The following is a 21,121-nucleotide window of genomic DNA, read 5'->3' on the forward strand; positions in this document are numbered from 1 at the left end:
TGCGCCCATAAGTTGCTCCAAGGCTATTCGAGGCTTCGCTACTCCCTCAGGGGCAGCGCGATGCGCTGGAGTCCGCTTTGGGTCCACAACCGGACCTGCACCGCAGCAACTTTCAGCTTCGCGTGTCCACACGGAAAACAATGCAGCACGACGGGATGGGACCGAACGCTGTCTGGGACCGACCATAACCCGATAACCTCGTCGCGCCCTGAAGTAGGCACGAGGCTGAATGTATGTCGAGCGTGCGGGCGGTCTTGAGCGACGGCTCAGGCCAACAAACCGTCTTGATGTGGCGCGAAGATAAAATCCTGAGGTCTGAGTGCTTGCTGGCTATGCACCACCACGTCGTTGCCTGGACTGAACGTGACCGTGCTCTCGTGCGTGACAGGATCGAACGGTGAGAAGCTCAGATCGCTGAAGTTCTCGATACCGAGCGCAGAGACGTCGATGTGATCGGCGCCCTGATTCGAGAGTCCCTGTCCGAAGTCTTCGACTTTATCGTGCCCGTTATCGAAATCGAACACGAACGTGTCGTTCCCTCCTTGGGCAAAGCCGAGCATCATCTGGGCATCGCCCCATATGTCATCGTTTCCCGTGCCGCTAACCAGCCTGTCGTTGCCGCCGCGCGCGTAGTCGGACATGGATTGGGCATCGCCGACGAGAATGGTCTCGTAGCTGCCCACGGCATGCGGATTCGGATCATTGCCGCCGACCAGGGTGTCATTGCCGCCATGCGCGCGGCCCGACATAGTCGACGCATCGCCATATGCTTGATTGATGAGCTGGGAAAATACGTTGCCACCGAAATAGGTGTCGTCGCCGCCAACGGCCTGATCGCCCATATTGCCGCCGGCATCGCCGTAGAAGAGATTTTGGTTTTGCGTGCCCGAGGCCTGGAATGTGTCATTGCCGCCCTGGGCACGACCAGACATGTCGCCCGCGACTTCGCCATAGAACGTACTTCCTCCTAAGCCGGTCTTGTTGAACGTGTCGTCCCCTCCGTGGGCAGAGCCGGACATGTTCCCGCCAGCATCGCCGGAAAAGACATTTCGGTCAGCGAGTGTTGCGTCGCTAGAGTCGTCGAACGTGTCGTTTCCCCCGGCGGCGGAAGCGGACATATTTGCACCGGCATCGCCGAAGACAAAATTGAACGGATTAATCCCGCTCACAGCGAAACTATCATTGCCGCCGGCCGCATGACCGGCCATGTCGCCGCCGGCGTCACCATAGAGATAGTTGTTGTACTCGGATCCGCTCGCAGTGAAGCTGTCATTGCCGCCCCGGGTATGCCCGAGCAAGCCTCCGCCAGCGTCGCCATAGAACACAAAACTCCCATCCGGTCCGATGTGACCAACGAATGTGTCATTACCGCCGACCGCGCAATTGATCAGGTTTCCACCCGCATCTCCATACACGATAATTGTTTGATGTCCGCCAGCAGTGACGCCGAAGTTGTCGTCACCACCCTGGGACTGACCAGACAATGTTTCGCCAGCGTCGCCATAGGCATTCACCCTCACTCCGGGCGTAAAGGCCAAGGGCAATTCGACATTGAACATGTCATTGCCCGCAATGGCCCAGTCCGAAATGTTGCCTCCAGCATCACCGTACATATCCAGGCTGAAGGTCTCGCCGGGAATGATAGCGGGCGCCGATACTTGAGCGGACAACGTGTCGCTGCCGCCCCGGGCATGATCAGAAATGTTTCCGCCCGCATCACCATATAGGCTTCCAGAGCCGGACGTCAGCAACGTGTCGTTGCCGCCGATCGCGCGGCCGAGCAAGTCCACGCCAGCATCCCCGAACAGTGTGTTTGTCGGATCGGAACCAACCAGTGTTTGCGCTGCGCCATGCTGTCGGCCCGTGAGTGATCCACTTGTGTCGCCAAAGAGAACAGCCATGTGAACCTCCCTCGTGGTCCGCAGGTTGCCGCGGAGATGCGTCCAAATGACTTACAACGTTTCGTTGTTATGATTAAATCACATTTTTAAACGAATTAAATCATATATTTGAAATCGACAGCTATCGTCACGAGAGAAGGTTCTAGCCCGGATTGATCGAATTCGGGGCCAAATGCAGTACCGTGCCTAGTCCGCAACGTCTCTAAAACGGGGGGCGTCTCTCAACGTGAGCAGCCCATTCGGCATTCCGGACTTTTTCACGCGGGTTTTGACGTTGGAAGGTCGATGGCGTCCAGCTCGGATCATCGGGCGCAAAGACGTGCAGATTGCCTCGCGTTCGAGAGAGTCCTCCGAAACCCGAGCGCCGCAAAGGCTCGCCCGATCAAAGCTCCCGGTGTACTGCGGGATGATCCGGTTCTTGACCTCTTCACCCAGTGCTTTTGCCGCCCTTCCGGTATGGCCGATCGCGTGCTTAGAAGGCCCGAGCGCCTTGAACATTCTTCTGGAGGAGATCGGCCCTTTAATTGCGGTTTGTTGTCAAGTTACCATTCTTCCTCTCTCCAGTGACACGCCCGTAGCGATTGCTCCGTCGGAGCTGGTCAGGTTGCGGAGACGGAGCGATCGCGGATGGCGAGACGATTGCCTAGCGGGATTGGCAATCGACATCGTTGGCGGCTTCAGCGAGTTGGGTTGATGTCGTAGATGGGGTCATGGTCCTTTCCGAGGTCGCGAGCGCCTCATGATGATGTCCGGATCGGGCGCCTCAACGTCTGCAGCGGAGTGCGGGCGAACCGCCACCAGCCGATTGACCGAGGTCACCACAACCACCGTCCCAGCGGGACATCGCCAGTCCGGCGGACCGGACCAGGAACTTGCGAGCAAATATTAGATTGGCTTCGGCTGGACCCAGTCGAACGATGTGCCATCGACCCAGATGCAGTGGAGAATCACGGCGATCTTTCGGGCAATTGCGACCTTTGCCTTCTTCATGCCGATCCGGTTGGCGAGCTTCATGCCTCAGGCCTTTAGAGAAGACCACTTTTTGGTTCGAGAAAGAAGGACAGTGGCGGCCTCGAACAAGTAAGTTCGGAGAAGCCGGTCGCCCCGTCGAGATATCTTTCCGTTGGTGTCGGTTTCGCCGGATTGGCTACGTCGCGGCGTAAGGCCGAGGTAAGCGCCGACTGTCGACGCCGATCGGAAGCGCGAGGGATCATCGATCGTGTGGCGGAACGTTAGGGCCGTGACGACGCCGACACCCGGGACCGTCATCAGTCGCCGCGTCGTCTCGTCCAGCTTCGCCAACTGGCGGACCTCGTTGTCGAACTTTTCCTGTTCTCGACAGATGTTCTCATGGATCGAGAGCAGCGGCGATATCACGTTGAGGAGTAAATGATCAGCGCCTAAGAATTCGCTGACCTGGTTGCGGAACTGTTGGCCGATCGCGCGAGGGAATAGTAATCCAGATTCCTTGATCAAGCCACGAATCTGGTTCTCAATGTCTCGGCGCATCGACACTAGCCGAGATCTAGCGACAAGGATCGCTCGGATCTTTTGGCTTTCCTCACTTTTGACCTTGACCTCTCGATACCATCCCACTCGCACCAGTTCTGCAAGGCCTCGCGCATCATTCTGACCGCTCTTGTTCATACGGACCGACAAAGCTGCGTGCGCATGCCGAGCGTCGATGCAGACCACCGGAAGCTCAACCCTGCGGAGTTCATGCCATAGCCAACTCGCCATCGCACCCGTCTCGAAGCCGATACGCTCGGCTTGAGGCGCATGTTGCGAAGCAGGTCGGTCAAGGCACCAGGATTAGACTTGGCTTTTCCTTCGAAGATTACTTGGCCAGTCTCGTTGACAACGCATACGGCGGTTTCTCTCTGTGAGACGTCCAGCCCGACGTACTGCTTCATGGGAGCTCCTTCGAATCAGGTGATTGCGAGGGCTCGACGATAATGCGGCTTGCATGCCACGAGCGCCGACCGCAATTACGTCATCGTTTGCAAATTTGCCCCCTCATCGGCGTCCAATTTTGACCCCTTTGCGCGGCGGGGTTTGCTGGTAGCGCTCGTCTCGTCGGAGCTGGCCGGGATAGCGGAGGCGAGACGAGCGCGGGTCGCGTGATCGTCGTCTCGGCTTTTGAACCGCCAGCTATCGTTGCCGGTCTCGACGTGAAAAGCCGTTTTAATTCGGTCTTCAAACCGTGGATCGGCCTAAGGCTTTGCGAGGTGCGGTGGGCGGGGCCCAAACCTGGGACCCGCCTGATTAAGAGTTTAGCCACGAGTTAAGAACGTTCAATGATTAGGCAGTCGCCGCCTGAGCATATTCGGCCAAAAATTGGCATCCGTCCCACAGGCATAGAGCGTCCGCTCCGAGGACACTCTTCCGGTTCCCGAGAAGGCGGACGAGCGATAGGCTCGGCCGAAATCAACTGCAATGCCCGCGAGCCTGCCGGTCTCCAGTTGGCGCCAATCGCAGGATCTCGCGGGATCGTGCGTGGCGGTGCCGTCGCACACGCACGACTCCCAATTGGAACCATATCTCCGGTGACCGATTGGATGAGTAGTGCAGACCAGCTGGCACCAGCCGGCACGAGACCTAGCGCCGGACATCGGTGGGGACGAATCCCATGATGGACCACGCGACCAGAGTTGGTAATCGATTGTTAGCAGCCTTGCCGCCGGCCGATTTCGCTTTGCTTGCGCCTCACCTGCGGAAAGTCGTGCTCGAGCGCGACGCCGTACTGGTCCGATCGGGAGATCGGATCGAGCACCTTCTCTTCCCCTGTGGCGGCGCGATTGCCTTCATCGTGGACTTGCCGAACGGGCAGACTGCCGCCACAGCGGTGATCGGTCGTGAAGGTGCGATCGGTCTAACGGCGCTTGGCACATCCCACTCATCTGTGACGGTAGTCGTCCGCGTACCAGGGCCCGTGCTGCAGATTCCGGCGGCGCAATTTTTGTCAGCTCTGGGGCGCAGCCCCGCCATCGCATCCATGGCGCAGATTTTCACGAGATCGCTGCTGACGCAGGTTCAGCACGTCGCGGCTTGCAATGCACTGCATTCCGTCGAAGCCCGGATGGCCTGCTGGCTGCTTCAAATTCACGACCGGGCGAATAGCAGCAATCCCCTCCCTTTGACACAGGAGACTATGTCGGAGCTACTGGGGGTCCGGCGCACCACGGTCACGCATGTTGTGAGGGCATTGCGCGCGTCACGAGCCTTGAAATCCAACCGCCGCGGTCAGCTCGAGATTGACCGGCCGCGGCTCGAAGCCGTGGCATGCGAGTGCTACAAGGTGATGAGCCGCAGAATCGATCGGATCGTTTCGCGTGGCGCAGCAGGACTTATTCACGCCGCGCCGGCGCGAGACGCCTGCCAGCCGCCCGGCAACCGACTATCCAGGGCAGGCTCGTAGACCCAGGGCTCTCGCGCGAACCACTCGTGTGTAGCCGCGCAGACCCGGCAATAGGTGCGCGAAAGAATACCGCGCTGCAACGAAACCTTTCGCGATCGGTTTCGATACCCGTCGAAATGGCGTCGCCCGTTTCCGGGCATTTGATCATCACCACACCCATCTTGATCTCCTGCAACCTGTTGTGCGGTCAGGGCACGCTGCCCCGCCATCGACTGGACCGAGCGTCCCCTCGTCGCGGAGATGTCCGTCCAGTCGAACCGCACGGCCGGTAGCCTCGGTTCAGACGGTCTTGTGAAACACCCTATTGAAGCTGGTCTTGATGGGCTCGGTCGTCTCGATCGCAACTTTCTGCGCGAGCTCCCAGAGCTCCCGATTCTGTGCGGAGACGACTTCGAAAGCCTCGCGGCTTCGGGCGGTCGAAAGATGCACGATATCCAGCAGCGACCTGGTCTCAGCGAGCCGGGATAAAAACTCCAGGGTGGCCCTGGTATTGTCTTTGGAAATCTCGATGACCTTGGCACCGTAATCGACGGCCCCTCTGGCGTTCATTGAGCAGGCTTCACGGAGAATGTCGCTGATCTCCTCGGAAGTCGCTTTCATGCTCGCGATATTTTTCTTGGTCTGTGCGGCGCCCTGCTCGGCGAATCCACGGAAGAGTTCCTGGAAATTCAAAAGCGGCAAATCGATCCTTGGTTTTGCACCATTCGTATTCTCATTCACCGGATCGGCCTGCGTTTCGACTTTCACATTGGCATCATTCACGAGCTTTCATCCTTTCAAGCGAAACTAGTTAATGGATTGAAGACCCCCGCTCCCGGCACGTACTGCGCCAGAAAACCAGCGCCCCTGTTCTCGGCGTGACCGGAGGCTGCTGCGGATGAACCGCTCGCCCCCTGCCGAAGCCAAATATGATCGATTAAATTCGAAACATCCGTTCGCTTTCGGACTCTCGCTGAAATAATTTGATGGGTTGCGACAAGGCGGAGCTTTAGATCTGCGACGTTGCAGCGACCGCTCGGTTGCACTCTGAGCTTGCTCGTCGTCTGAGATAGCCGCACTGGCGCCGCTCGCGCTGATGGTTCTCTTCTCGATCCACCCGGTCCCTGAGACTCTCAAGTTCTGCGAGTTGAGAGGCAAGGGCTTCGAGACGCTGGCGAAGAACAGCGGCAGGGTTGTCCACTCGAGCGCAGATTTTCATGTGAGTTCTCCTAGCAATATGTCCGCGAGAATTCCGCCAGCTTTGACTTGGGCAAAAATATGCAATCAAAGGAAAACGCGACTAATTCGGCATGCTGCGTTGCCGATGACGATGCGGCGGCGCGTTAAAAAAGTACTCATGTGCCCCGGCGCGCGGCACGCTCCATTGGGTCTGGCTGCTCAGCTTGCAACAACAGCGGATCGAACCGTTGTTAAGGCTCGGAGCGGGTTGCGCTCGAAAGTCGAGTGGCGGCTCGCTCGCACTCGGGCTTGTGCCTCCGCTCGTCGTCTTCTTCATCTGCACAATCGACCCCTCCATATGCGGCCGGATTTCCGGAGTTCCCTCCCGTCGCGAAAGGTCCTTCGCCACCGGTCGCTCCGCCGGATCCGCCGCCACCGCCGGATGGCCCTCCGGCAGCAGATGCCCCACCACGCCGCCCCCCAGGTCCGCCACCGCCTCCAGGTGCCCCCCCTCCAGATGCCCCGCCTCCAGATGCCCCGCCGCCAGAGGACCCCGACGCTGCAGAGGACGGGCGATCATTGTCGAGGAACGACTGGCCCTTGTCGTCGCCATGCGTTGCTCCGTTCTGTCCGCCTGAACGTGCGATGGCTGTCGAGGTCAGCGAGGTCGACAGCAGCAGCGTCATGACGGGGGGTGTCACGGCCGCGAATCTTCCGCAGGTTTTCAGGAACGCCCGCCGGTCGTCATCTTCATTGCCACTTTGGCTCACGATGCGCTCCCCTTGATTTAAATTTACTTTATTGGTATTATATATTAAATAGACTTTCAACCAAAATTTTGTTTGAAAAATGGAGATTGCGAGGCGTGCGCCGCCGGCAGACTGCCAGCATTTCCATGGCCTTTCGGGCTTGCTAGCCCGTTGCCGGAGCCCCAATCGAGAGTATCAAATTAATATTTAATATGCATATATCTGATTAGCTGGGTCAAGAGCAGCGCACGACGGATGATTGCCATGCCACTGCAATTTCACCGGCCAATCGAAAACATGGAGATCTGGAGCGCGAGCGGCGATGGCTTCTCGTTTGTGATCAGCCTGGAGAGCCCTACCGGTCCAGGCTTTCACGGACGCTTCGGGTACCTGGCGAGTTGGCGACCACTCTACGAGAACAACGGCGCGATCAAGATCAGCGGGTCGCCCTTCCGAACATTGGCTGAGGCCGAAGGAGCCTGCCGCAACATGGCCGAGCATCTGCGCGCCGCAACCGATGCTCACCGCCCAGCATGATGCGATGTCCAGCTAACGCGTACGTTCCGGAAGGACATTGCTACGCTTGACGTCCTCGTCGTTTCGAACCGACGAATCCTGCTGTAGTAGGCCGGAAGGGGCGAGTTCACGTGCGGCCGCATGTTGCCCGTTTTGCGAAATTGCAAATGCCGCGAGAACTGTTCGATTGCTGATATCGAGCTTCTGGAAGATGTGGTGAAGGTGGACTTTGATCGTACCATCGGTAATGTTCAGGAAACGCCCAATCTCCTTGTTCGACAGCCCCTCCGATACAAGTCTCATGATCTGCCGTTCCCGGTCGGTCAGCTGCGTCGGAGCCTTTTCCTCACCGATGTGAGACTCCCCACGGACCTCGCCACCTGTGCACGGCGACCGCGATGCCGGCCCCTGGCGTTCCGCAACCTTCCTCAGGGTCGCGACCAGCATCTCCGGCTCAGCATCCCTCGTGAGGACGAGGCAGGCGCGGCCCGCGGCCAGCGTCTGCGACCTTTGATCGCCGGCCTTTTCAGCGAAGAAAATGACCCGGGTACCTTGGCCAGCGGTGTTTGCGATAGCCAGAATGTCAGGTCGACTGATACTGGGCATTGCAATATCGACCAGTGCAATGTCGGGCACCAAAAGTCGGATGGCCCCAATGCAGCTTGCAGTATCGCCGCAGGCGGCCACGATCGCGAAATCGCGCTGCGCCGCAAGGACGCTGCTGATCCCCTGCAAGACGATCGGGTGCCGATCCGCGATGACGACTCTGATGCGGCGCATGCTTCCCCTGCCTATTCCTGATACCCCGCGCGGCAGTTTTTATTCCTGCATTCACCTCAAGACGCGCGGGAAGCACAACAATCCGTTCTGCCAAAATGCCGCACTGTCAATTCGTCACGGCGATCGGCAACGCATGATGGCCACACCACTGTAACTCGCTTTGAGAATGCGTGCAGCACCGTAGGATTGCGGTCCTCCATGGAAAATCCGAAGCAGCCGATTCATCTACAAAACAGCGCCTTCTCACCTGGCTATGATCTGCAAAACTCTCCCGCAGATCTGGCGGTCCAGTATGTGGCTGCCTGTCAGGATTGGTTAACCGCCATCAAGCTCATCACCGACCACTTATTACGAACGATATATAGTCACATTCACGATTCAAATCTAACATTCGACAAACTTGACCGGAGCGAGGCAGCTGAAAGCCTCGCCCCATAACACGAAGAGGAGGCTCAAAAAGTAATACTATTCATCCAACATCAATATGAGGAGTGGAAATTTTCCAACCATTAATCAGACGTCGCGAACGATAACGGCTCTGCTTCGGCAGTAGCACCGATGAAAACCTGGTCAGCAAAGTTCGGGCGACATTTTCGCTAACCCGGCAAACTTCAATCTGCGGTCACGGGACATCGCTGGTAATGAGTAGGTGGTCATATGTATTCTTCGGCTGTTTTGCGGCAAACGCATGAATCTCTGATCGTTCAATTCACCGAATTGCAGAATTTACGTAGTCGCGTGTCGATGGCCGAGCAGCGCTTGCTCGGCCCGATGCGAAGGGTCCGCCGGCGGAGACCGGCTGGGAGGCGACCGGCCGGTCGAAGGCACAGGCCCGGCTGGTAGCGCCAAGAAGTACCGCACTGCACACTAGAGTTCTGTGCGCGGGCCGATCAGGCTTGCCCGACGGGGCTTCGACCTGATAAGCCCCCCTCCTATTTCAAATCGGAAGTAGTGGGGACGGCTTCCATGGGGAACGAAGAGTGGGCATCCGCGACCACAGCTGAGCTGTGGCGGCTTTACGATGAAGTGACGACTGTTCTTAGTCGGAGAATGATTGCGGAAAAAGCCAAGCTCGAAGAGCGGCTTCGCAGGATCGAGGGAACTTCCGGGGCCCCCAACGGGGAACGTGCGCGCCGCCCCTACCCGCCCGTGCTGCCGAAGTATCAAAATCCGAAAAACCCGTCCGAGACTTGGTCCGGTCGTGGCAAGCAACCCCGCTGGCTGAAGGCGCAGCTCCGAGCCGGCAAGAAGCTGAACGATTTGTTGATCAACCGTTCATCCAGCCACAAGCGCCGCCGCACCGGTTGAGCCCCGCGACGGTCGCGACGCCGTAGACACTGCTATGGCGCGGCTGTCCACAGCAACATCTAGCGATCGCGATCCTCTTTATTGTTCGGACTGCCGTCACCGCCGCCGTTGCCGTAGCCATTGTTGCCATGAACAATATGACCGCCTGAACTGGCTATCGCGGTTGACGTAAGAGAGGTGGACAGCAACAGCGTCATGGCAGGAGGGGTGACGGCGGCAAATTTTCCGCAGCTCTTCAAGAACTCACGACGATCTTCGCCGTCGGTATCGAGATGGGTCATGGGGATCATCCTGCAACAGCCAGCCCTCAATTAAATGGTACGTCAAACTAGCGGAAGAGCAACTTAAATTTGTTAATGCAGTAATTTATTCCTCAACTTGCCCGTTGATACTTGCCATTAAATCGGCGGCGACCGGAGTTGCGGCGAAAATGGAAACTTGGGCCGGCCGCGGATTGCATTTATTTCGACGTTGAGGGCTGCTGAAGGCGCGCAGGACAGCCAAACGCCTTGGCACCTTTAGGAATATCCCTGTTGACCAGTGAATTTGCACCTATGATCGCGCGGTCGCCGATCGTTACACCCATTTGGATCACGGAATTAGGGCCGACATATACTCCATTGCCGATCCAGGTGGGTGCGTAATCGATCGGGTCCCTGCCGAGCGAAATAGAACGATTTACTGTGTTATGTGTGTAGATCTGGACGCCAGCGGAGATGGAGCACCAGTCCCCTATCTGCAAATCTCCCCCCGAGCCATCCAGGATACATCCTGGTCCAATCCAGGTATTTCGTCCGACCTTGACAGACCCCAGAACGAGCACGTTGTCGTACATCGTGGTGCCCTCGCCGAACCCATACGCTGCGGCGTTATCGTCGCGCTCGGTGAGAAGGTCTCCGATCGGCACCCTCCGATCGAATTGCTTCCTCTTGCGAACTGCGAGAGCCCGCAAAAACTGGCGCGCAAATGCGAGCCATTGATCCACACGGTCATCGGACATTCTGGGATCTCGTAGCATCGGAAGCACCACTTGGTTTGAATTGCCAACTGCCTAACATCGGCAATCCTGACGTACGGCTAATTTGATAAGCGACTTTGGAATGCAATTACAACTTCCTCCCGATGCGCCGCGCCAAATGCAGGTATCGGAGGGCGATACTAGCTTCGGCACGACGTTCGTCGTCAGGCCGACATTATTTAAACCATTTCAATGGCCTACACTTCTTCGCTCCCGCCACACTTGCACAACCGCGACGAATGGACAGTGAGATCCGCTGTCCGCAGTTGACACAGCCTTGGCATTTTGCCATTCGCGAACGCCCTTCCGTCCAGACCGGCGAACCTGCCTGTTCAATATCGAAGCCCCAAGGTCGCGGCTCGAAGCGGTCGCCGCCGTGGCTGCGCCAAACCGGCCTCAGCTCTAACATCTCGGCGTTGGCAACGAACAAGACTACGTTGTAATCCTTCACGTTAATTGGGTTCGTTCTGCGCATTTCGAGCTCCCCTCCTGATGCCGGAGCGCACAAACACCCGGGGGCCTGACGCCGACCATCACCTTTATCGTCGCCTCCGACAGCGCCATCGCCACCAAGCGCGCGGCGGTGCAGGACCTCGTGCAGCGGCTGAACAAGGCGCGGCGGCCGTGTGGCATTGCGCGCACGCGCGCATTGGCGCGAACCGATCGGCATGAAAACCGGTCCGGACGCCGATCACTGGGCCTGTTCCGCGTGACCAACCGCCTCGGCCGACTTGCGCGGTCTTGGCCCGCGTCCAGCGGGGCGGCATTGCACAGCCCCCTACCGGCTTGCGTCGGAGAGACGACGTCGCAGCAACCTGTCGCGCCGTGCCTGCGCACGCCGCAGATAGCGCTCGACCATTTTGAGGTCGTGAACAAGACCGGCACAGGCGTCTCCTCGCCCTGACGCCACCGGGCCTGAAGCTGGATCAGAGCCGCACGCGGTTGCGCACAGTTGAGCCAGCAGTGCATTGGCCACCGCACGCCCTCGCCTGACCGCAAGTTCGGCCTGCGCGATCGATCGCGCTTGCAGCAAATCGATCCGGCCGAAGGTTGCCTCCATGATCGCCCGGGCGAGTTGCTCGGCGCGCGCGAGCCGATCAGCATCGAGCGCCACTTGCGCGGCGAGGCCATGGCGGCGTGCATTCCGGCTCGCGCGCGCCTTTCCCGACGGGGATCTCGGGCCGGTGCTGAGTTTCGCATTGGCGCGATTGGCCGCGCGTTGACGTTCACTGGTCATCACTTGGCGGCTGCTCCAAACTCGAACCTTCGAGGGTTCCTGTGTTACAATTATTGTCCCGTGCCAGCCGAAGCACTTGATCCTGCGCCTGCATCCGGCGATGTAACGCGATGGCCAACAGCGCCTTGTCGCGGCGCGCGGCCTTCGGTGCTTGCAATTGCTCGAGCTGGATCAAGGTCGGCAAGGAATTGAGCACCGCTTCAGATTCAATGTCGAATTCGGTCAGGCCGGCTTGCTGGAGGATGACAGCAACTTCGGCCTTGGCGTCCGGCTCCCCACGTGACCAGCGCTCCACCAGGGTCACGTGATCGGCGTCGCACATCGCGGGCTGGTGCTGCACAAGCTGCGCATAGAGTACCTCCCGCTGGCGCGTCGCGAGGAAATGGGACGCCGCTCGGCGCAACCTTGGCATCTGCAGGCTGCCATCGGTGAGATCTTCGGCGTACATGTCTTCGACGCGATCGCGCGGCCTGATGGCGGCCTTGATCTGACGATGGTTCCTGTCGAACTCATCGCGCCGCAGCGGCGCTCCAGAGATTTCAAAGTTTGTTTCGCGAGCCCGTCGTTTCATCGTTGCTCCCCAAAGCACAAAATGTTGAGTTACTTTGCACGGGCTCGTGGAGCCTTCGCCCGATGGAAGCGGCTCCGCTCTTCCAGAGTGATGCTCCGTTCGGCGGCCTTCAATTTAATCAATCGATCGAGCGCCCGATCGAACATCGCATCACATTCACGTTCGAGGTCAAGCTCGCGAGCGAGGACATCATCTGTGAGAACCGCACCCGCCATCATGATCCGAAGTTCCTCGCAAGGTGCACTTAGCCCCAGGGCTCCCGTCGCAAGCATGGCCAGCAATTCAGCCCGAATTGCCTTGCTCCGGCCTTTGGCGGTCTTGAACTTCGCTCTCGGGCAGCGGTCTCTGAGGTGATGCGCGCTAGGAGCGTCGATCAAGTGAAGCGCCCGCTCTAGCTCATCCTCGGTCGTGATCTTGGCGAGCAGCTGGAGAAAGGCCGACAGCGCATGAAAGCGGTCATACCCTTCGTGCCGCGGATTGAACCGCGCGCCCGTTATGCGAACGCAGAGAAAACGCTGGTAGCGCTGCTTGCGCCAGAGACACTTTGCCATTGTCAGCACACAGTCCTCTTGATCCACCCCGCACGGCACGTATTTACTTGTCAGCTCTTCAACGATGCGCTCAAAATCGACCGGATCTTCGCCGTCCAGAAGCAAGATAGGCATGTTCCATCTCCTGACTGATATTGCAGGCTTGGGCTCTCACCCGTCACTGAGATGCGCTGCTGCAGATTGTCGAACGCCACAGTTGCTGGAGTGGCCGAGCAATTCGCTTAGATCAGACCATCGATGCTTGATCAGGGCGGCCGCGCGCAGGTCGAATTGTGGGCGCTACCACGACCTGCGAGGTCGTCCCGAAAAAATATGCAGGCAATTGAATTTTGATGTTTGGATGTGGCGGCATTTTCCCTGCTTCTCGCACGAGGTTTGAGGCGCGTCCGACCAGATGGTCTGACGAGTTGCTTCCCAAAAAAACTCCGCCGCGGGGAAACGAGCGCCAATGCGAATCAAAGCAATCGGCCTCAGCGCCAGGCTATCGTGCGATACGTTAAAATTGGATTTAACGAGAGAGCTGTCGCTGAGAGTGGCTGAGCTGAGAATGCGCGAATGGGTTTCGAACTCTAGTCTGGCGGCGCGGGTGATGAATGTATCTGAGCGTGCCGCAACGCGGACGCTACGACGTCACGTGCCCCCCGGCAACGCGCGCCTTCTTAATTGGATTAATTGGATCATCGAACACCGGCTTGCGATTGAATCCGCCGTTTCCGTCGATCACGAGCGCGGCTTCCACGAAACTCGCCGTCGAGGTGTAGAATGTTCCTCGATCGCGAGTGCGCAGCCTTTCGCTTCGGGTTCGTCGCGCAAGATGGCGACCGGTGCGGAGGTAATTGGTGATCATCGCGGCAGTCCGCGATCGGTCGATCGATAAGGTTTCTTCGAGCGTTTGGCGTAGTTCTGGCCAATCTGTGGACGATGGTCCGAGACGCGCGCCCCTGTTCCCGGCGGACCCGCTCAAGGCGCTCGCGAACAGCGATCGTAACTGCCGTCGCCATCACTCACCGGTACGCGGCCTGAACCTGCGGTCGACCGATGTGTCTTCGGGTTTTTGAGATTCACGCCCATCCTCGCCACCTCTTACCATATAGCATTTACCATCCCACCCTCATACACGCGGCAGCTGCAAACACTGCTCCCGAGATGTGACTATTTGCGGGATCTGTCGCTGGCTGCTTTTCCGAGTCGAACGCCCGGACCTCCACCGTTCTCGTCGATGAACTCGACGCCAGCGGCTTTTAGCGCTCGCTGGATAAGGTCAAGGGTCTTCGGATCACCCGCATAACGGCCCACCTCGATATTGTTGATAGTGTTCCGGTGGAGACCGGTTGCGTCCGCGAGGTCCCGGACAGTCCAATTTAAGGCTGCACGAGCCATACGAACTTGTGCACTTGTCACAGCCATGATATTGTGCTTTTGTCACATGTGTCAGAATCACAAGGAAGGCTAGCACAATCATCAGGATGGCATTCATGCACCGCTCAATCAGTTCACAGCAAAAGATCTCTCATTTTGACCGCCGCACTTTCGTCGGCGGCAGTGACGCCCCGACCGTCATGGGCGACGACGCGGTGGCGCTGCTGCGGCTCTGGCAGGAAAAGCGCGGCGAAGTCGAGCCAGAAGACCTCTCTGGCAACCTGGTGGTCCAGCTTGGCGCCGCGACCGAGCACCTCAACCGGGCGTGGTACGAACGCCAAACGGGCCTTGCAGTCACGCACGTTCAGCGCCGGGTTTTCCACCCCGTGCACAAGTGGATGGCCGCGACTCTCGATGGGCGGGTGCACCAAACCGGAGACGTATTCGAAAGCAAATTCGCGCTGCCCTGGAATTTCTCCGAGGACGCGGCCGCGGACAAGCATATGGCCCAACTGCAGCACAACATGTGGGTGGTCGCCGCCCGCGCCGCGGTGCTGTCGATCATCACCGGTGGTGGCCGATGGGTCGAAATCAGGATCCATGCCGATCCGCTTTATCAACATCTGCTGCTCACCGCCGAGAAGAAGTTCTGGCGCTGTGTGCAAAACGGTGAGGCGCCGCAGCTGTTTGGCATCGAACCGCCGCGGCCGCGGCTGGCGGCGATCCGGGTGGTCGACATGAGCGGCTCAAACGCCTGGGCGGAATTGGGCACGCTCTACCGCCAAACTCGCGGCGCGGCGCTCGAGCACGAGCGGGCAAAAACAGAGCTAAAGGCGCTGGTGCCGGAAGACGCCAAGGAGGCGAGCGGCCACGGCTTGCGCGCCAAGCGCTCCAAGGCCGGCGCAATCAGCTTCGAGGTGGTCGACGTCGCTTAAACCTCCCGCCGAGCTCAGCCACGGGGCGGGCAACTTGCCGGGCCTGAGCTCCCGGTTCAGAGGGTCTGCCGATGCAGCCGTCCTTTGACTTTGTCCATCTCGATCCCTTCTCTGACCCCCCGGAGCCGTACGAATCGGCATTCGAGCTGTTCGCTGAACTCTCGGCCAAACTGCGTGGCTTTGAGGCGCGCTGCGCGCAGGACCACGTCCTTGTCGCCCTGATCCGTGACCTGGAGCACCAGTTGATCGTCGCCGGCCTCATCCTGGCGATCCAGCTGGACCTCCTGAAGGACCGATAACCTCGAGCAGTGGAGACAGCCAATGCAGCGCTGCAGCGTGACCATCAGCCAAATCGCCGGCGCGCTTGCGCGGGCGCAAAGTGAACTTGAAAATCCGGAAAAGGTATTGACCGCGACGATCGTATCACCGTTCCCGCGGGAGGAGAGCCGCACCTTCCGCTATGCCTCCCTCGCCAGCGGGCTTCAGATCGTGCGCAAGTGCCTCACCAAGCACGAGATCGCGACCGTGCAGGCCACCGCGATCGATGTCGACACCGGACTGATCAGGCTCACGACCACCCTGCTCCACGCCTCGGGCGAATGGATTGCCTCCGACTGGCCGGTGTGCCCGGTCGCCGACACCGCCGCCCCGCACCGGATGGGCGCCGCCCTGACCTATGCCCGGCGCTATGCGTTGTTCACGCTGGTCGGCATTGCCGGCGAAGACGATCTGGACGCCCCCGATGCGTTAGCCGGCCCGCCCGCTGCGGCGTCGCAACCAGCCGTTGGCGCGATCGCCAAGCCCGCCAAGGGCGTGCTCAACCGCGCGCCGGTGCTGGGGCCGCCAAGGTCCGCCGAGCTCCGCGAGCAGCTGTTGCGCCAGCTCGCAGAGCTGTCTGGCAGCACCGACCTGCTTGCCTGGGCCAAGGCCAGCCTTCCTCTCAAGAACAGCCTGCTGGAGGCGGACGCCCGCTTGGTCGAGGCCGCCTATCAGAGCAAGCTCGAGGACGCCATCCCTCCCGCAGCCAGCAGGGTCGAACAAGCGCACGCCTTAGATCGCGAGCCAAGCCTGGCAGAAGAACCGCTGCCGGCAGCAGTTGCGGGCACCGAGACCGCGCCGCAGCCGGCCCTGCCAGCGGCGCCCGAAACGGGGCTCGCTCATCCCAAAGAGCCTCCCCGCAAGCGCAGCAAGGCCCACCTGCTGTTCGTCCGCAAGCAGCCCTGCCTCGTCTGCCAGCGAGCCCCGTGCGATGCCCACCATCTGAAATTCGCCCAACCTAGGGCGCTCGGCCGCAAGGTCAGTGACGAGTTCACCGTCCCCCTGTGTCGCGCCCATCACCAGGAGCTGCACCGGCATGGCAACGAACGGGCCTGGTGGGCCAATATGCAGATCGCGCCGCTGCCGGTGGCGCAGGACTTGTGGGTGGCGAGCCCAGTCCACGATACGGCCAACTTGATGCGCGCGGCCTTGCCCGCAAACCTTGGATCAGAGGCCTCACCGCGATGAACGGGCCATTCCAAACGGCGCAGCAGCCGACCGCGACCGCGCTGCCGATCGAGTTCGAGGTGTTGGCACCGCCCCTGCTGCTGCCAGGCGAGAATCTCGACCACTACCAGGCGCTGCGGCAGGCGGTCTTCGCCGACCTCGCGCCAAGATCGGCCATCGAATGGCTGCTCGCGATCGATGTGGCCGAACTCTCTTGGGAGATCCAGCGCTGCCGCGTGTTGCGCCACAAACTTCTCGAGGTCTATCGGCAAAAGGCCGTTGAAGCCGCGCTGCGCCGCATTGACATGATCGGGATCGCACCTGAGTTCGAAGACCAGGCCGAATACCATACGCGGCAAACGCATGGCAAAATTTCAAAGCCCGGTTCGCGCCACGAAGCCTTTGTCAAAGCGTACGCAGATAATTGAGTATAGCCCGGCGCTCTGTCGCGCTGGCATCACCTGCAAAATCCATCATAGTCCCGGGACAGAAATTGCTTGGGGCTCTGAGGAACTCCTCCAGGCGCTCTTCCGTCCATATGCCCCCCAGCCGACGCAAACTCGGGGAATAATCTGGATAGCTCCCGACGGACGCGACTTGACGACCGACGATACCGAGCAAATCTGGGCCGATCCGATTGCCGTTGGTCAAGCTCGACTGGTGACAGCCACCACACTTCTCCGCAAAAAGTGTCTCACCGGTAACACCCTCTTTCGGGCGAAGCGAAATCATCTCTTGATCGTCCGTCCATAACATCAGGGTGCCATCATGCCCCTCGACGAGGTCGCGAATGCGGCTTCCTATCGCTATGGGCTCGAGGTATTTGACCTGGCCGTCCCGCACGCGCGCACGAAACAACGCCGCAGCCTTGAGGGAAGCGATCAACAGATCACCTCGCCATTCCGGAAGTAATCCGCGCTCCACGACGAGCAAATTGGAAACCCCAATCGACGGGACCCAAGCGAACACAGGAGCTTCATAGCCCTTCTGCTCCGGTTCAGGCTTATTCAGCGGCCACGCGAATGAACCATAGTCCGTTCCATAGGTCGCATATGGCCAACCGTAATTTGCGCCCGGGAGCAGTCGATTCAGCTCATCGCCGCCTTGGGGGCCATGCTCAGTCAACCATACTGTCCCAGACGGATCGATGTAGAGGCCTTGGGGATTCCTGTGACCGATGGTGAAAGTCCTGGCTCGCCCATCAGCAATATTGATCGCCACCGTTTTGCCATAAGAGGCAGACGAATCCTGCGCATAGGCGTGAACCGAGGCGAGCCCGTCAAAACCGAAGTCACCAACGGTCAACAGCAACGTATCTGCATTGAGGAGAGCCATCCGCCCTCCCCCAAGATAACCGACGAACGGAATGCCGCGGCGACGGTATTCGCCGCGCACCGGTAGACACGGTGTCGTTTCGTAGAGGGCTCTCCACTCGAGCCCCACTTCGCCGCGAAGAATTGCCGCGCGGTTCGACTCCAGGACGGAGATCCGCTCCGTCCAACATTCCTCAGCGACATGCCAGAAAGCGTGCGAAACAAAGATGCGCGTGCTCGCCCCGACCTCCTGAACCAGTAAGCCATACGTCCGGAACCACTCCGGATTAAGAATCTCGTGTCCGGCCTGCCTCCTCTGCGCCTCTTCCGGCCCCCAACCGACTCCTGCGCTCCAGGGGCGCCCGGCAGCCGCAGAAAATGCATCGCCGTTAATCGGCACGCGATACGGAAGCGTCTTGATGGTCAGGCTGTCACCTGCTTCCCGAGAGAAGAGGTGGAGATGACCATCTCCACTCAACAGAAGATAACGATCCTCGATCCGTGCCAGCGAGCCGCCGGCTACCGCAGATTTTGGGAAAGCTCTCGAGTAAGTGTGGACATCGAGGTTGTAGAACTCAGTCTTTATCACGCCCGACGTGCTAGCCGGCACCTCGAGCGTAAAGCGCACCACCGCCAAACCCGCCAGCGCTGAAGCTATCAGGCCGACAAGTGCCAGGGCCTGACGCAGCCCCGACGCGCCTACGAGGTACGGGGCCGGGACAAAGACCAACGCGGACGTGAAAACGCCAAACGTGATGGCGCGGGAATAGGTGGTTTTGGCGAGCACAAATCCAAGGAAGACCGCGCCAAAAATCGCCATGGTGGACACCACTGTCCGCCTCACGTATGACTCTCGCGGGGGCCGCATGGAAAGCGCGCAGCCGGCGCTTAGGACGAAAGCCGCCACAAGGCAACCCGGGGGAAGCAATTTGGCAGCGGGGACCTGCCACGGAGGGACGCCGAAATTGAAGGCTGGCGACAGGAAAAGCAACGCAACACAAGTGGCGTACCACAAAACCGCATACCGCGACGACGGCCGTTCGCGCCTACCCGGTTCTACTTTAGCCTCGACGCGGTGAACGAACTCAACCGGTGAAGCACGACTCTTTTTTGAGAACGGAGCGGCCTCAGTATTGTGAGGCTCCTGATTTCTCAGCTCGACCCAGCGAAGGAAAGCCATTGAATGTCCCTTGCTTCACCCTTTTTGCCGCGCCAATTGGCCATCTCGCTAGACGTCGTCACCGACCAGGTTCGAGCCGTTAGCGGTGTATGTTGGCGCCCTCCCCCTGTGACTTGGCCTGTTCCTCTCTGGATCTCCTCGGCTAGATCATGTGCTCGCAGACCGGCTCGCTTCGATCGAGCAGCTATCGAGCAGCTTAAGTGCGCCGAGGCGTAGCTCGCGCCTTGCGGCGGCGGGAGGCTCAGGGCACCGGCGCTCATGTCCCTTCCCGCCCAACCGCCGCCCACAGCCCATCGCGACCCGGGCTCTGCACGCGAACCCAGCGATAGGGGGTCCGCGACCATGGCATGATCTGCGGCGTGAGATTATCGAGGACGACATCGCCGTTCCTGGTACGCACGAGAAGCACCAAGTGATGCTCTCCGGAACCGACGACGACTTCGCTCAGTAACAGGACTCGCGCCGGCCACCCGCGCCGAAGCAGCTCGTGGCGCTTGCTTACCGCGTAGCCGCTGCAATCGCCCTGAGCGGGGTTGATGATCCACGCCTCGCCGGCAAGACCGAGCTCGTTGCGAACTGGCGCGATCGCCAGGTTGACCACGCGATTGATCTCCCGCAGGTCCGTCCATCGCTTCTCCGTCAGCCGGACCGGTCCGCCGCGGAAGAAGCGCCGCAGGCGACATTCGGCCTCATAGCGCAGGCAAAACACCGTGTAAGTGAGCGGCGGAAGCGTCGGGCGTCCCAGCTCGATGTGCGCAAGAGCCGCTTGCGGGGCCGTCGGCATGGTCAACAATGCCGCACGCGCCCACTGAACGCCTCCTATGATCACAGCTATGGCTGCTGCGACGAGTGGCCCAGAGGTTCGTTGCATCTGCCGATTCCCCTGCGAACGCCAAATTGAGGCCCCGGATGCGCCGCCGCCGCGGCCGCGGGACCGATCGTCTCTCCTATTAATATTTAATCCTATTTATATTTAATTCGGCCCGCAACAATAAAATAACAATTAAATAGATGCGGAACTCGCCTGCAAGGAGCCGTCGTCGCGCCAGGGGCGCTGCCGCGGGAGGACGGGAAGAACGATCGGCGCGGGTGTCGCCGTGGAGAGGCCCGTCAAGCGCCGCACGGAACGTGCTTCGCGCCCCCAGCACCAGTAACAATTTAACGTCGCACCATGTTTTAATTGTTGATTTAATTATTCACCGAGGCCAGATCGTCAAACGGCGCTTCCTCGAGCAGGACAGTTTCATATGCCAGGTGAGCTACTCGTCATCCTGGGGGCTGAAGCTTCAATACTTGTCTTCGTCGCCGCGATGACCCTGTACGCCAAGCGCATGGACGTACTGAGCGGACGGTCGTTCGAGGGATCTGTAGTCTCGTCCACAGACAACAGGCATCCGCTCCGGTCGATCCGTCGAAAGCCGCGCGATCTATTGCGGTTGATCAGAGGTGGGTCGATCTCACCGCGCTCGCCCCACCAAATCTCTTGCGACGACCCGAAATCACCAGAACGGCGCGGCCGAGCCTTCAAACCAGACCGCGGGCTCTGTCCTGGCTTGTGACGCGCACTCGTCGGCGAGCCACGCCCGCGGCGGATGCATCCGGCCCAGCCGTGCCTTCAGAGGCTAATCGCAACGCTGGCGCC

General features: G+C 59.7%; 20 protein-coding genes and 4 pseudogenes. 9 read left to right on the forward strand and 15 right to left on the reverse strand.

All coding sequences use genetic code 11. The features are described from left to right. Positions 1–266: 266 nt before the first annotated feature. The 3 genes and pseudogenes from AC0L3B_RS35710 to AC0L3B_RS35720 form a co-directional block, all read right to left on the reverse strand. On the reverse strand, positions 267–1,901 hold the full coding sequence (locus AC0L3B_RS35710) for an autotransporter outer membrane beta-barrel domain-containing protein (RefSeq protein ID WP_143275435.1): 1,635 nt from the start codon (positions 1,899–1,901) through the stop codon (positions 267–269). A gap of 885 nt (positions 1,902–2,786) precedes the next feature. Next, positions 2,787–3,814: pseudogene (locus tag AC0L3B_RS35715) on the reverse strand (IS110 family RNA-guided transposase). Positions 3,815–3,889: 75 nt separating this feature from the next. Then, positions 3,890–4,072, reverse strand: a pseudogene (locus tag AC0L3B_RS35720) (IS21-like element helper ATPase IstB); the annotation flags it as partial. A gap of 458 nt (positions 4,073–4,530) precedes the next feature. Between AC0L3B_RS35720 and AC0L3B_RS35725 the strand changes: the two are divergent. Beyond that, the gene (locus AC0L3B_RS35725; RefSeq protein WP_473382211.1) at positions 4,531–5,319 is read left to right on the forward strand and encodes a Crp/Fnr family transcriptional regulator; all 789 of its coding nucleotides are present in this window, start codon (positions 4,531–4,533) and stop codon (positions 5,317–5,319) included. Positions 5,320–5,598: 279 nt separating this feature from the next. On the opposite strand, the gene AC0L3B_RS35730 is transcribed toward AC0L3B_RS35725, so the two are convergent. After that, positions 5,599–6,081 carry a phasin family protein gene (locus AC0L3B_RS35730; protein ID WP_085352703.1) on the reverse strand — a complete coding sequence of 161 codons (483 nt, stop codon included), beginning with the start codon at positions 6,079–6,081 and terminating at the stop codon, positions 5,599–5,601. An 860-nt stretch (positions 6,082–6,941) separates the two neighbouring features. Beyond that, positions 6,942–7,250, reverse strand: a pseudogene (locus tag AC0L3B_RS35735) (hypothetical protein); the annotation flags it as partial. 240 nt (positions 7,251–7,490) lie between these two features. Here AC0L3B_RS35735 and AC0L3B_RS35740 point away from each other — a divergent pair. Next, on the forward strand, positions 7,491–7,763 hold the full coding sequence (locus tag AC0L3B_RS35740; protein WP_162847239.1) for a hypothetical protein: 273 nt from the start codon (positions 7,491–7,493) through the stop codon (positions 7,761–7,763). 12 nt (positions 7,764–7,775) lie between these two features. On the opposite strand, the gene AC0L3B_RS35745 is transcribed toward AC0L3B_RS35740, so the two are convergent. Then, positions 7,776–8,522 (reverse strand): response regulator transcription factor, encoded by a 747-nt coding sequence (locus tag AC0L3B_RS35745; protein ID WP_085358734.1) that lies wholly within the window; start codon positions 8,520–8,522, stop codon positions 7,776–7,778. A 198-nt stretch (positions 8,523–8,720) separates the two neighbouring features. Here AC0L3B_RS35745 and AC0L3B_RS35750 point away from each other — a divergent pair, with 198 nt between their 5' ends. Both AC0L3B_RS35750 and AC0L3B_RS35755 read left to right on the forward strand, forming a co-directional pair. Continuing rightward, positions 8,721–8,960 (forward strand): hypothetical protein, encoded by a 240-nt coding sequence (locus AC0L3B_RS35750; protein ID WP_204510874.1) that lies wholly within the window; start codon positions 8,721–8,723, stop codon positions 8,958–8,960. A 528-nt stretch (positions 8,961–9,488) separates the two neighbouring features. Beyond that, positions 9,489–9,830 (forward strand): H-NS histone family protein, encoded by a 342-nt coding sequence (locus tag AC0L3B_RS35755; protein ID WP_085358730.1) that lies wholly within the window; start codon positions 9,489–9,491, stop codon positions 9,828–9,830. Between the two features lie 59 nt (positions 9,831–9,889). Here AC0L3B_RS35755 and AC0L3B_RS35760 read toward each other — a convergent pair whose 3' ends face one another. Then, complete coding sequence (locus AC0L3B_RS35760; protein WP_247475334.1) at positions 9,890–10,120, reverse strand: hypothetical protein; 231 nt, start codon at positions 10,118–10,120, stop codon at positions 9,890–9,892. 170 nt (positions 10,121–10,290) lie between these two features. Next, on the reverse strand, positions 10,291–10,830 hold the full coding sequence (locus AC0L3B_RS35765) for an acyltransferase (protein ID WP_473382212.1): 540 nt from the start codon (positions 10,828–10,830) through the stop codon (positions 10,291–10,293). Between the two features lie 535 nt (positions 10,831–11,365). Here AC0L3B_RS35765 and AC0L3B_RS35770 point away from each other — a divergent pair. Further along, positions 11,366–11,467 (forward strand): annotated as a pseudogene (locus AC0L3B_RS35770) (aliphatic sulfonates ABC transporter substrate-binding protein); the annotation flags it as partial. A gap of 159 nt (positions 11,468–11,626) precedes the next feature. Here the strand turns inward: AC0L3B_RS35770 and AC0L3B_RS35775 are convergent. The 5 genes from AC0L3B_RS35775 to AC0L3B_RS35795 form a co-directional block, all read right to left on the reverse strand. After that, positions 11,627–12,085: a hypothetical protein gene (locus tag AC0L3B_RS35775; RefSeq protein ID WP_051058404.1), complete on the reverse strand. Its 459-nt coding sequence runs from the start codon at positions 12,083–12,085 to the stop codon at positions 11,627–11,629. Next, positions 12,075–12,656 carry a hypothetical protein gene (locus AC0L3B_RS35780; RefSeq protein ID WP_473382213.1) on the reverse strand — a complete coding sequence of 194 codons (582 nt, stop codon included), beginning with the start codon at positions 12,654–12,656 and terminating at the stop codon, positions 12,075–12,077. The genes AC0L3B_RS35775 and AC0L3B_RS35780 overlap by 11 nt, the downstream gene beginning before the upstream one ends. A 29-nt stretch (positions 12,657–12,685) precedes the next feature. Then, positions 12,686–13,321 carry a hypothetical protein gene (locus AC0L3B_RS35785; RefSeq protein WP_007592806.1) on the reverse strand — a complete coding sequence of 212 codons (636 nt, stop codon included), beginning with the start codon at positions 13,319–13,321 and terminating at the stop codon, positions 12,686–12,688. Between the two features lie 508 nt (positions 13,322–13,829). Then, entirely contained in the window at positions 13,830–14,054 is a 225-nt protein-coding gene (locus AC0L3B_RS35790) for a hypothetical protein (protein ID WP_456652306.1), read from the reverse strand. A gap of 305 nt (positions 14,055–14,359) precedes the next feature. Then, positions 14,360–14,614 (reverse strand): helix-turn-helix transcriptional regulator, encoded by a 255-nt coding sequence (locus AC0L3B_RS35795; RefSeq protein WP_007592810.1) that lies wholly within the window; start codon positions 14,612–14,614, stop codon positions 14,360–14,362. Between the two features lie 68 nt (positions 14,615–14,682). On the opposite strand from AC0L3B_RS35795, the gene AC0L3B_RS35800 reads away from it, so the two are divergent. The 4 genes from AC0L3B_RS35800 (at position 14,683) to AC0L3B_RS35815 (ending at position 17,414) form a co-directional block, all read left to right on the forward strand. Beyond that, entirely contained in the window at positions 14,683–15,501 is an 819-nt protein-coding gene (locus AC0L3B_RS35800; RefSeq protein WP_473382214.1) for a YqaJ viral recombinase family protein, read from the forward strand. A gap of 71 nt (positions 15,502–15,572) precedes the next feature. Then, the gene (locus AC0L3B_RS35805) at positions 15,573–15,800 is read left to right on the forward strand and encodes a hypothetical protein (protein WP_007592814.1); all 228 of its coding nucleotides are present in this window, start codon (positions 15,573–15,575) and stop codon (positions 15,798–15,800) included. Positions 15,801–15,822: 22 nt separating this feature from the next. Next, on the forward strand, positions 15,823–17,007 hold the full coding sequence (locus tag AC0L3B_RS35810; RefSeq protein WP_473382215.1) for an ERF family protein: 1,185 nt from the start codon (positions 15,823–15,825) through the stop codon (positions 17,005–17,007). Continuing rightward, positions 17,004–17,414: a hypothetical protein gene (locus AC0L3B_RS35815; protein WP_247475341.1), complete on the forward strand. Its 411-nt coding sequence runs from the start codon at positions 17,004–17,006 to the stop codon at positions 17,412–17,414. The genes AC0L3B_RS35810 and AC0L3B_RS35815 overlap by 4 nt, the downstream gene beginning before the upstream one ends. Here the strand turns inward: AC0L3B_RS35815 and AC0L3B_RS35820 are convergent. Both AC0L3B_RS35820 and AC0L3B_RS35825 read right to left on the reverse strand, forming a co-directional pair. Next, positions 17,392–19,119: a PQQ-dependent sugar dehydrogenase gene (locus tag AC0L3B_RS35820; protein ID WP_473382216.1), complete on the reverse strand. Its 1,728-nt coding sequence runs from the start codon at positions 19,117–19,119 to the stop codon at positions 17,392–17,394. The two genes, AC0L3B_RS35815 and AC0L3B_RS35820, sit on opposite strands and share 23 nt — an antisense overlap. 616 nt (positions 19,120–19,735) lie before the next feature. Further along, a complete protein-coding gene (locus AC0L3B_RS35825) occupies positions 19,736–20,350 on the reverse strand; it encodes a transglutaminase-like cysteine peptidase (protein WP_473382217.1) in 615 nt (204 codons plus the stop codon). Positions 20,351–21,121 lie beyond the last annotated feature (771 nt).

Source organism: Bradyrhizobium sp. Kon56, assembly GCF_055807635.1.

Excerpts from the sequence above, each read along its gene's own strand:
- AC0L3B_RS35815 (WP_247475341.1), top strand. The coding sequence starts at position 17,004 with ATGAACGGGCCATTCCAAACGGCGCAGCAGCCGACCGCGACCGCGCTG.
- AC0L3B_RS35740 (WP_162847239.1), top strand. The coding sequence starts at position 7,491 with ATGCCACTGCAATTTCACCGGCCAATCGAAAACATGGAGATCTGGAGC.
- AC0L3B_RS35795 (WP_007592810.1), bottom strand. The coding sequence starts at position 14,614 with ATGGCTGTGACAAGTGCACAAGTTCGTATGGCTCGTGCAGCCTTAAAT.
- AC0L3B_RS35760 (WP_247475334.1), bottom strand. The coding sequence starts at position 10,120 with ATGATCCCCATGACCCATCTCGATACCGACGGCGAAGATCGTCGTGAG.
- AC0L3B_RS35785 (WP_007592806.1), bottom strand. The coding sequence starts at position 13,321 with ATGCCTATCTTGCTTCTGGACGGCGAAGATCCGGTCGATTTTGAGCGC.
- AC0L3B_RS35805 (WP_007592814.1), top strand. The coding sequence starts at position 15,573 with ATGCAGCCGTCCTTTGACTTTGTCCATCTCGATCCCTTCTCTGACCCC.
- AC0L3B_RS35725 (WP_473382211.1), top strand. The coding sequence starts at position 4,531 with ATGATGGACCACGCGACCAGAGTTGGTAATCGATTGTTAGCAGCCTTG.
- AC0L3B_RS35800 (WP_473382214.1), top strand. The coding sequence starts at position 14,683 with ATGCACCGCTCAATCAGTTCACAGCAAAAGATCTCTCATTTTGACCGC.
- AC0L3B_RS35750 (WP_204510874.1), top strand. The coding sequence starts at position 8,721 with ATGGAAAATCCGAAGCAGCCGATTCATCTACAAAACAGCGCCTTCTCA.
- AC0L3B_RS35755 (WP_085358730.1), top strand. The coding sequence starts at position 9,489 with ATGGGGAACGAAGAGTGGGCATCCGCGACCACAGCTGAGCTGTGGCGG.
- AC0L3B_RS35810 (WP_473382215.1), top strand. The coding sequence starts at position 15,823 with ATGCAGCGCTGCAGCGTGACCATCAGCCAAATCGCCGGCGCGCTTGCG.
- AC0L3B_RS35825 (WP_473382217.1), bottom strand. The coding sequence starts at position 20,350 with ATGCAACGAACCTCTGGGCCACTCGTCGCAGCAGCCATAGCTGTGATC.
- AC0L3B_RS35820 (WP_473382216.1), bottom strand. The coding sequence starts at position 19,119 with ATGGCGATTTTTGGCGCGGTCTTCCTTGGATTTGTGCTCGCCAAAACC.
- AC0L3B_RS35775 (WP_051058404.1), bottom strand. The coding sequence starts at position 12,085 with ATGACCAGTGAACGTCAACGCGCGGCCAATCGCGCCAATGCGAAACTC.
- AC0L3B_RS35745 (WP_085358734.1), bottom strand. The coding sequence starts at position 8,522 with ATGCGCCGCATCAGAGTCGTCATCGCGGATCGGCACCCGATCGTCTTG.
- AC0L3B_RS35780 (WP_473382213.1), bottom strand. The coding sequence starts at position 12,656 with ATGAAACGACGGGCTCGCGAAACAAACTTTGAAATCTCTGGAGCGCCG.
- AC0L3B_RS35765 (WP_473382212.1), bottom strand. The coding sequence starts at position 10,830 with ATGTCCGATGACCGTGTGGATCAATGGCTCGCATTTGCGCGCCAGTTT.
- AC0L3B_RS35790 (WP_456652306.1), bottom strand. The coding sequence starts at position 14,054 with ATGATCACCAATTACCTCCGCACCGGTCGCCATCTTGCGCGACGAACC.
- AC0L3B_RS35710 (WP_143275435.1), bottom strand. The coding sequence starts at position 1,901 with ATGGCTGTTCTCTTTGGCGACACAAGTGGATCACTCACGGGCCGACAG.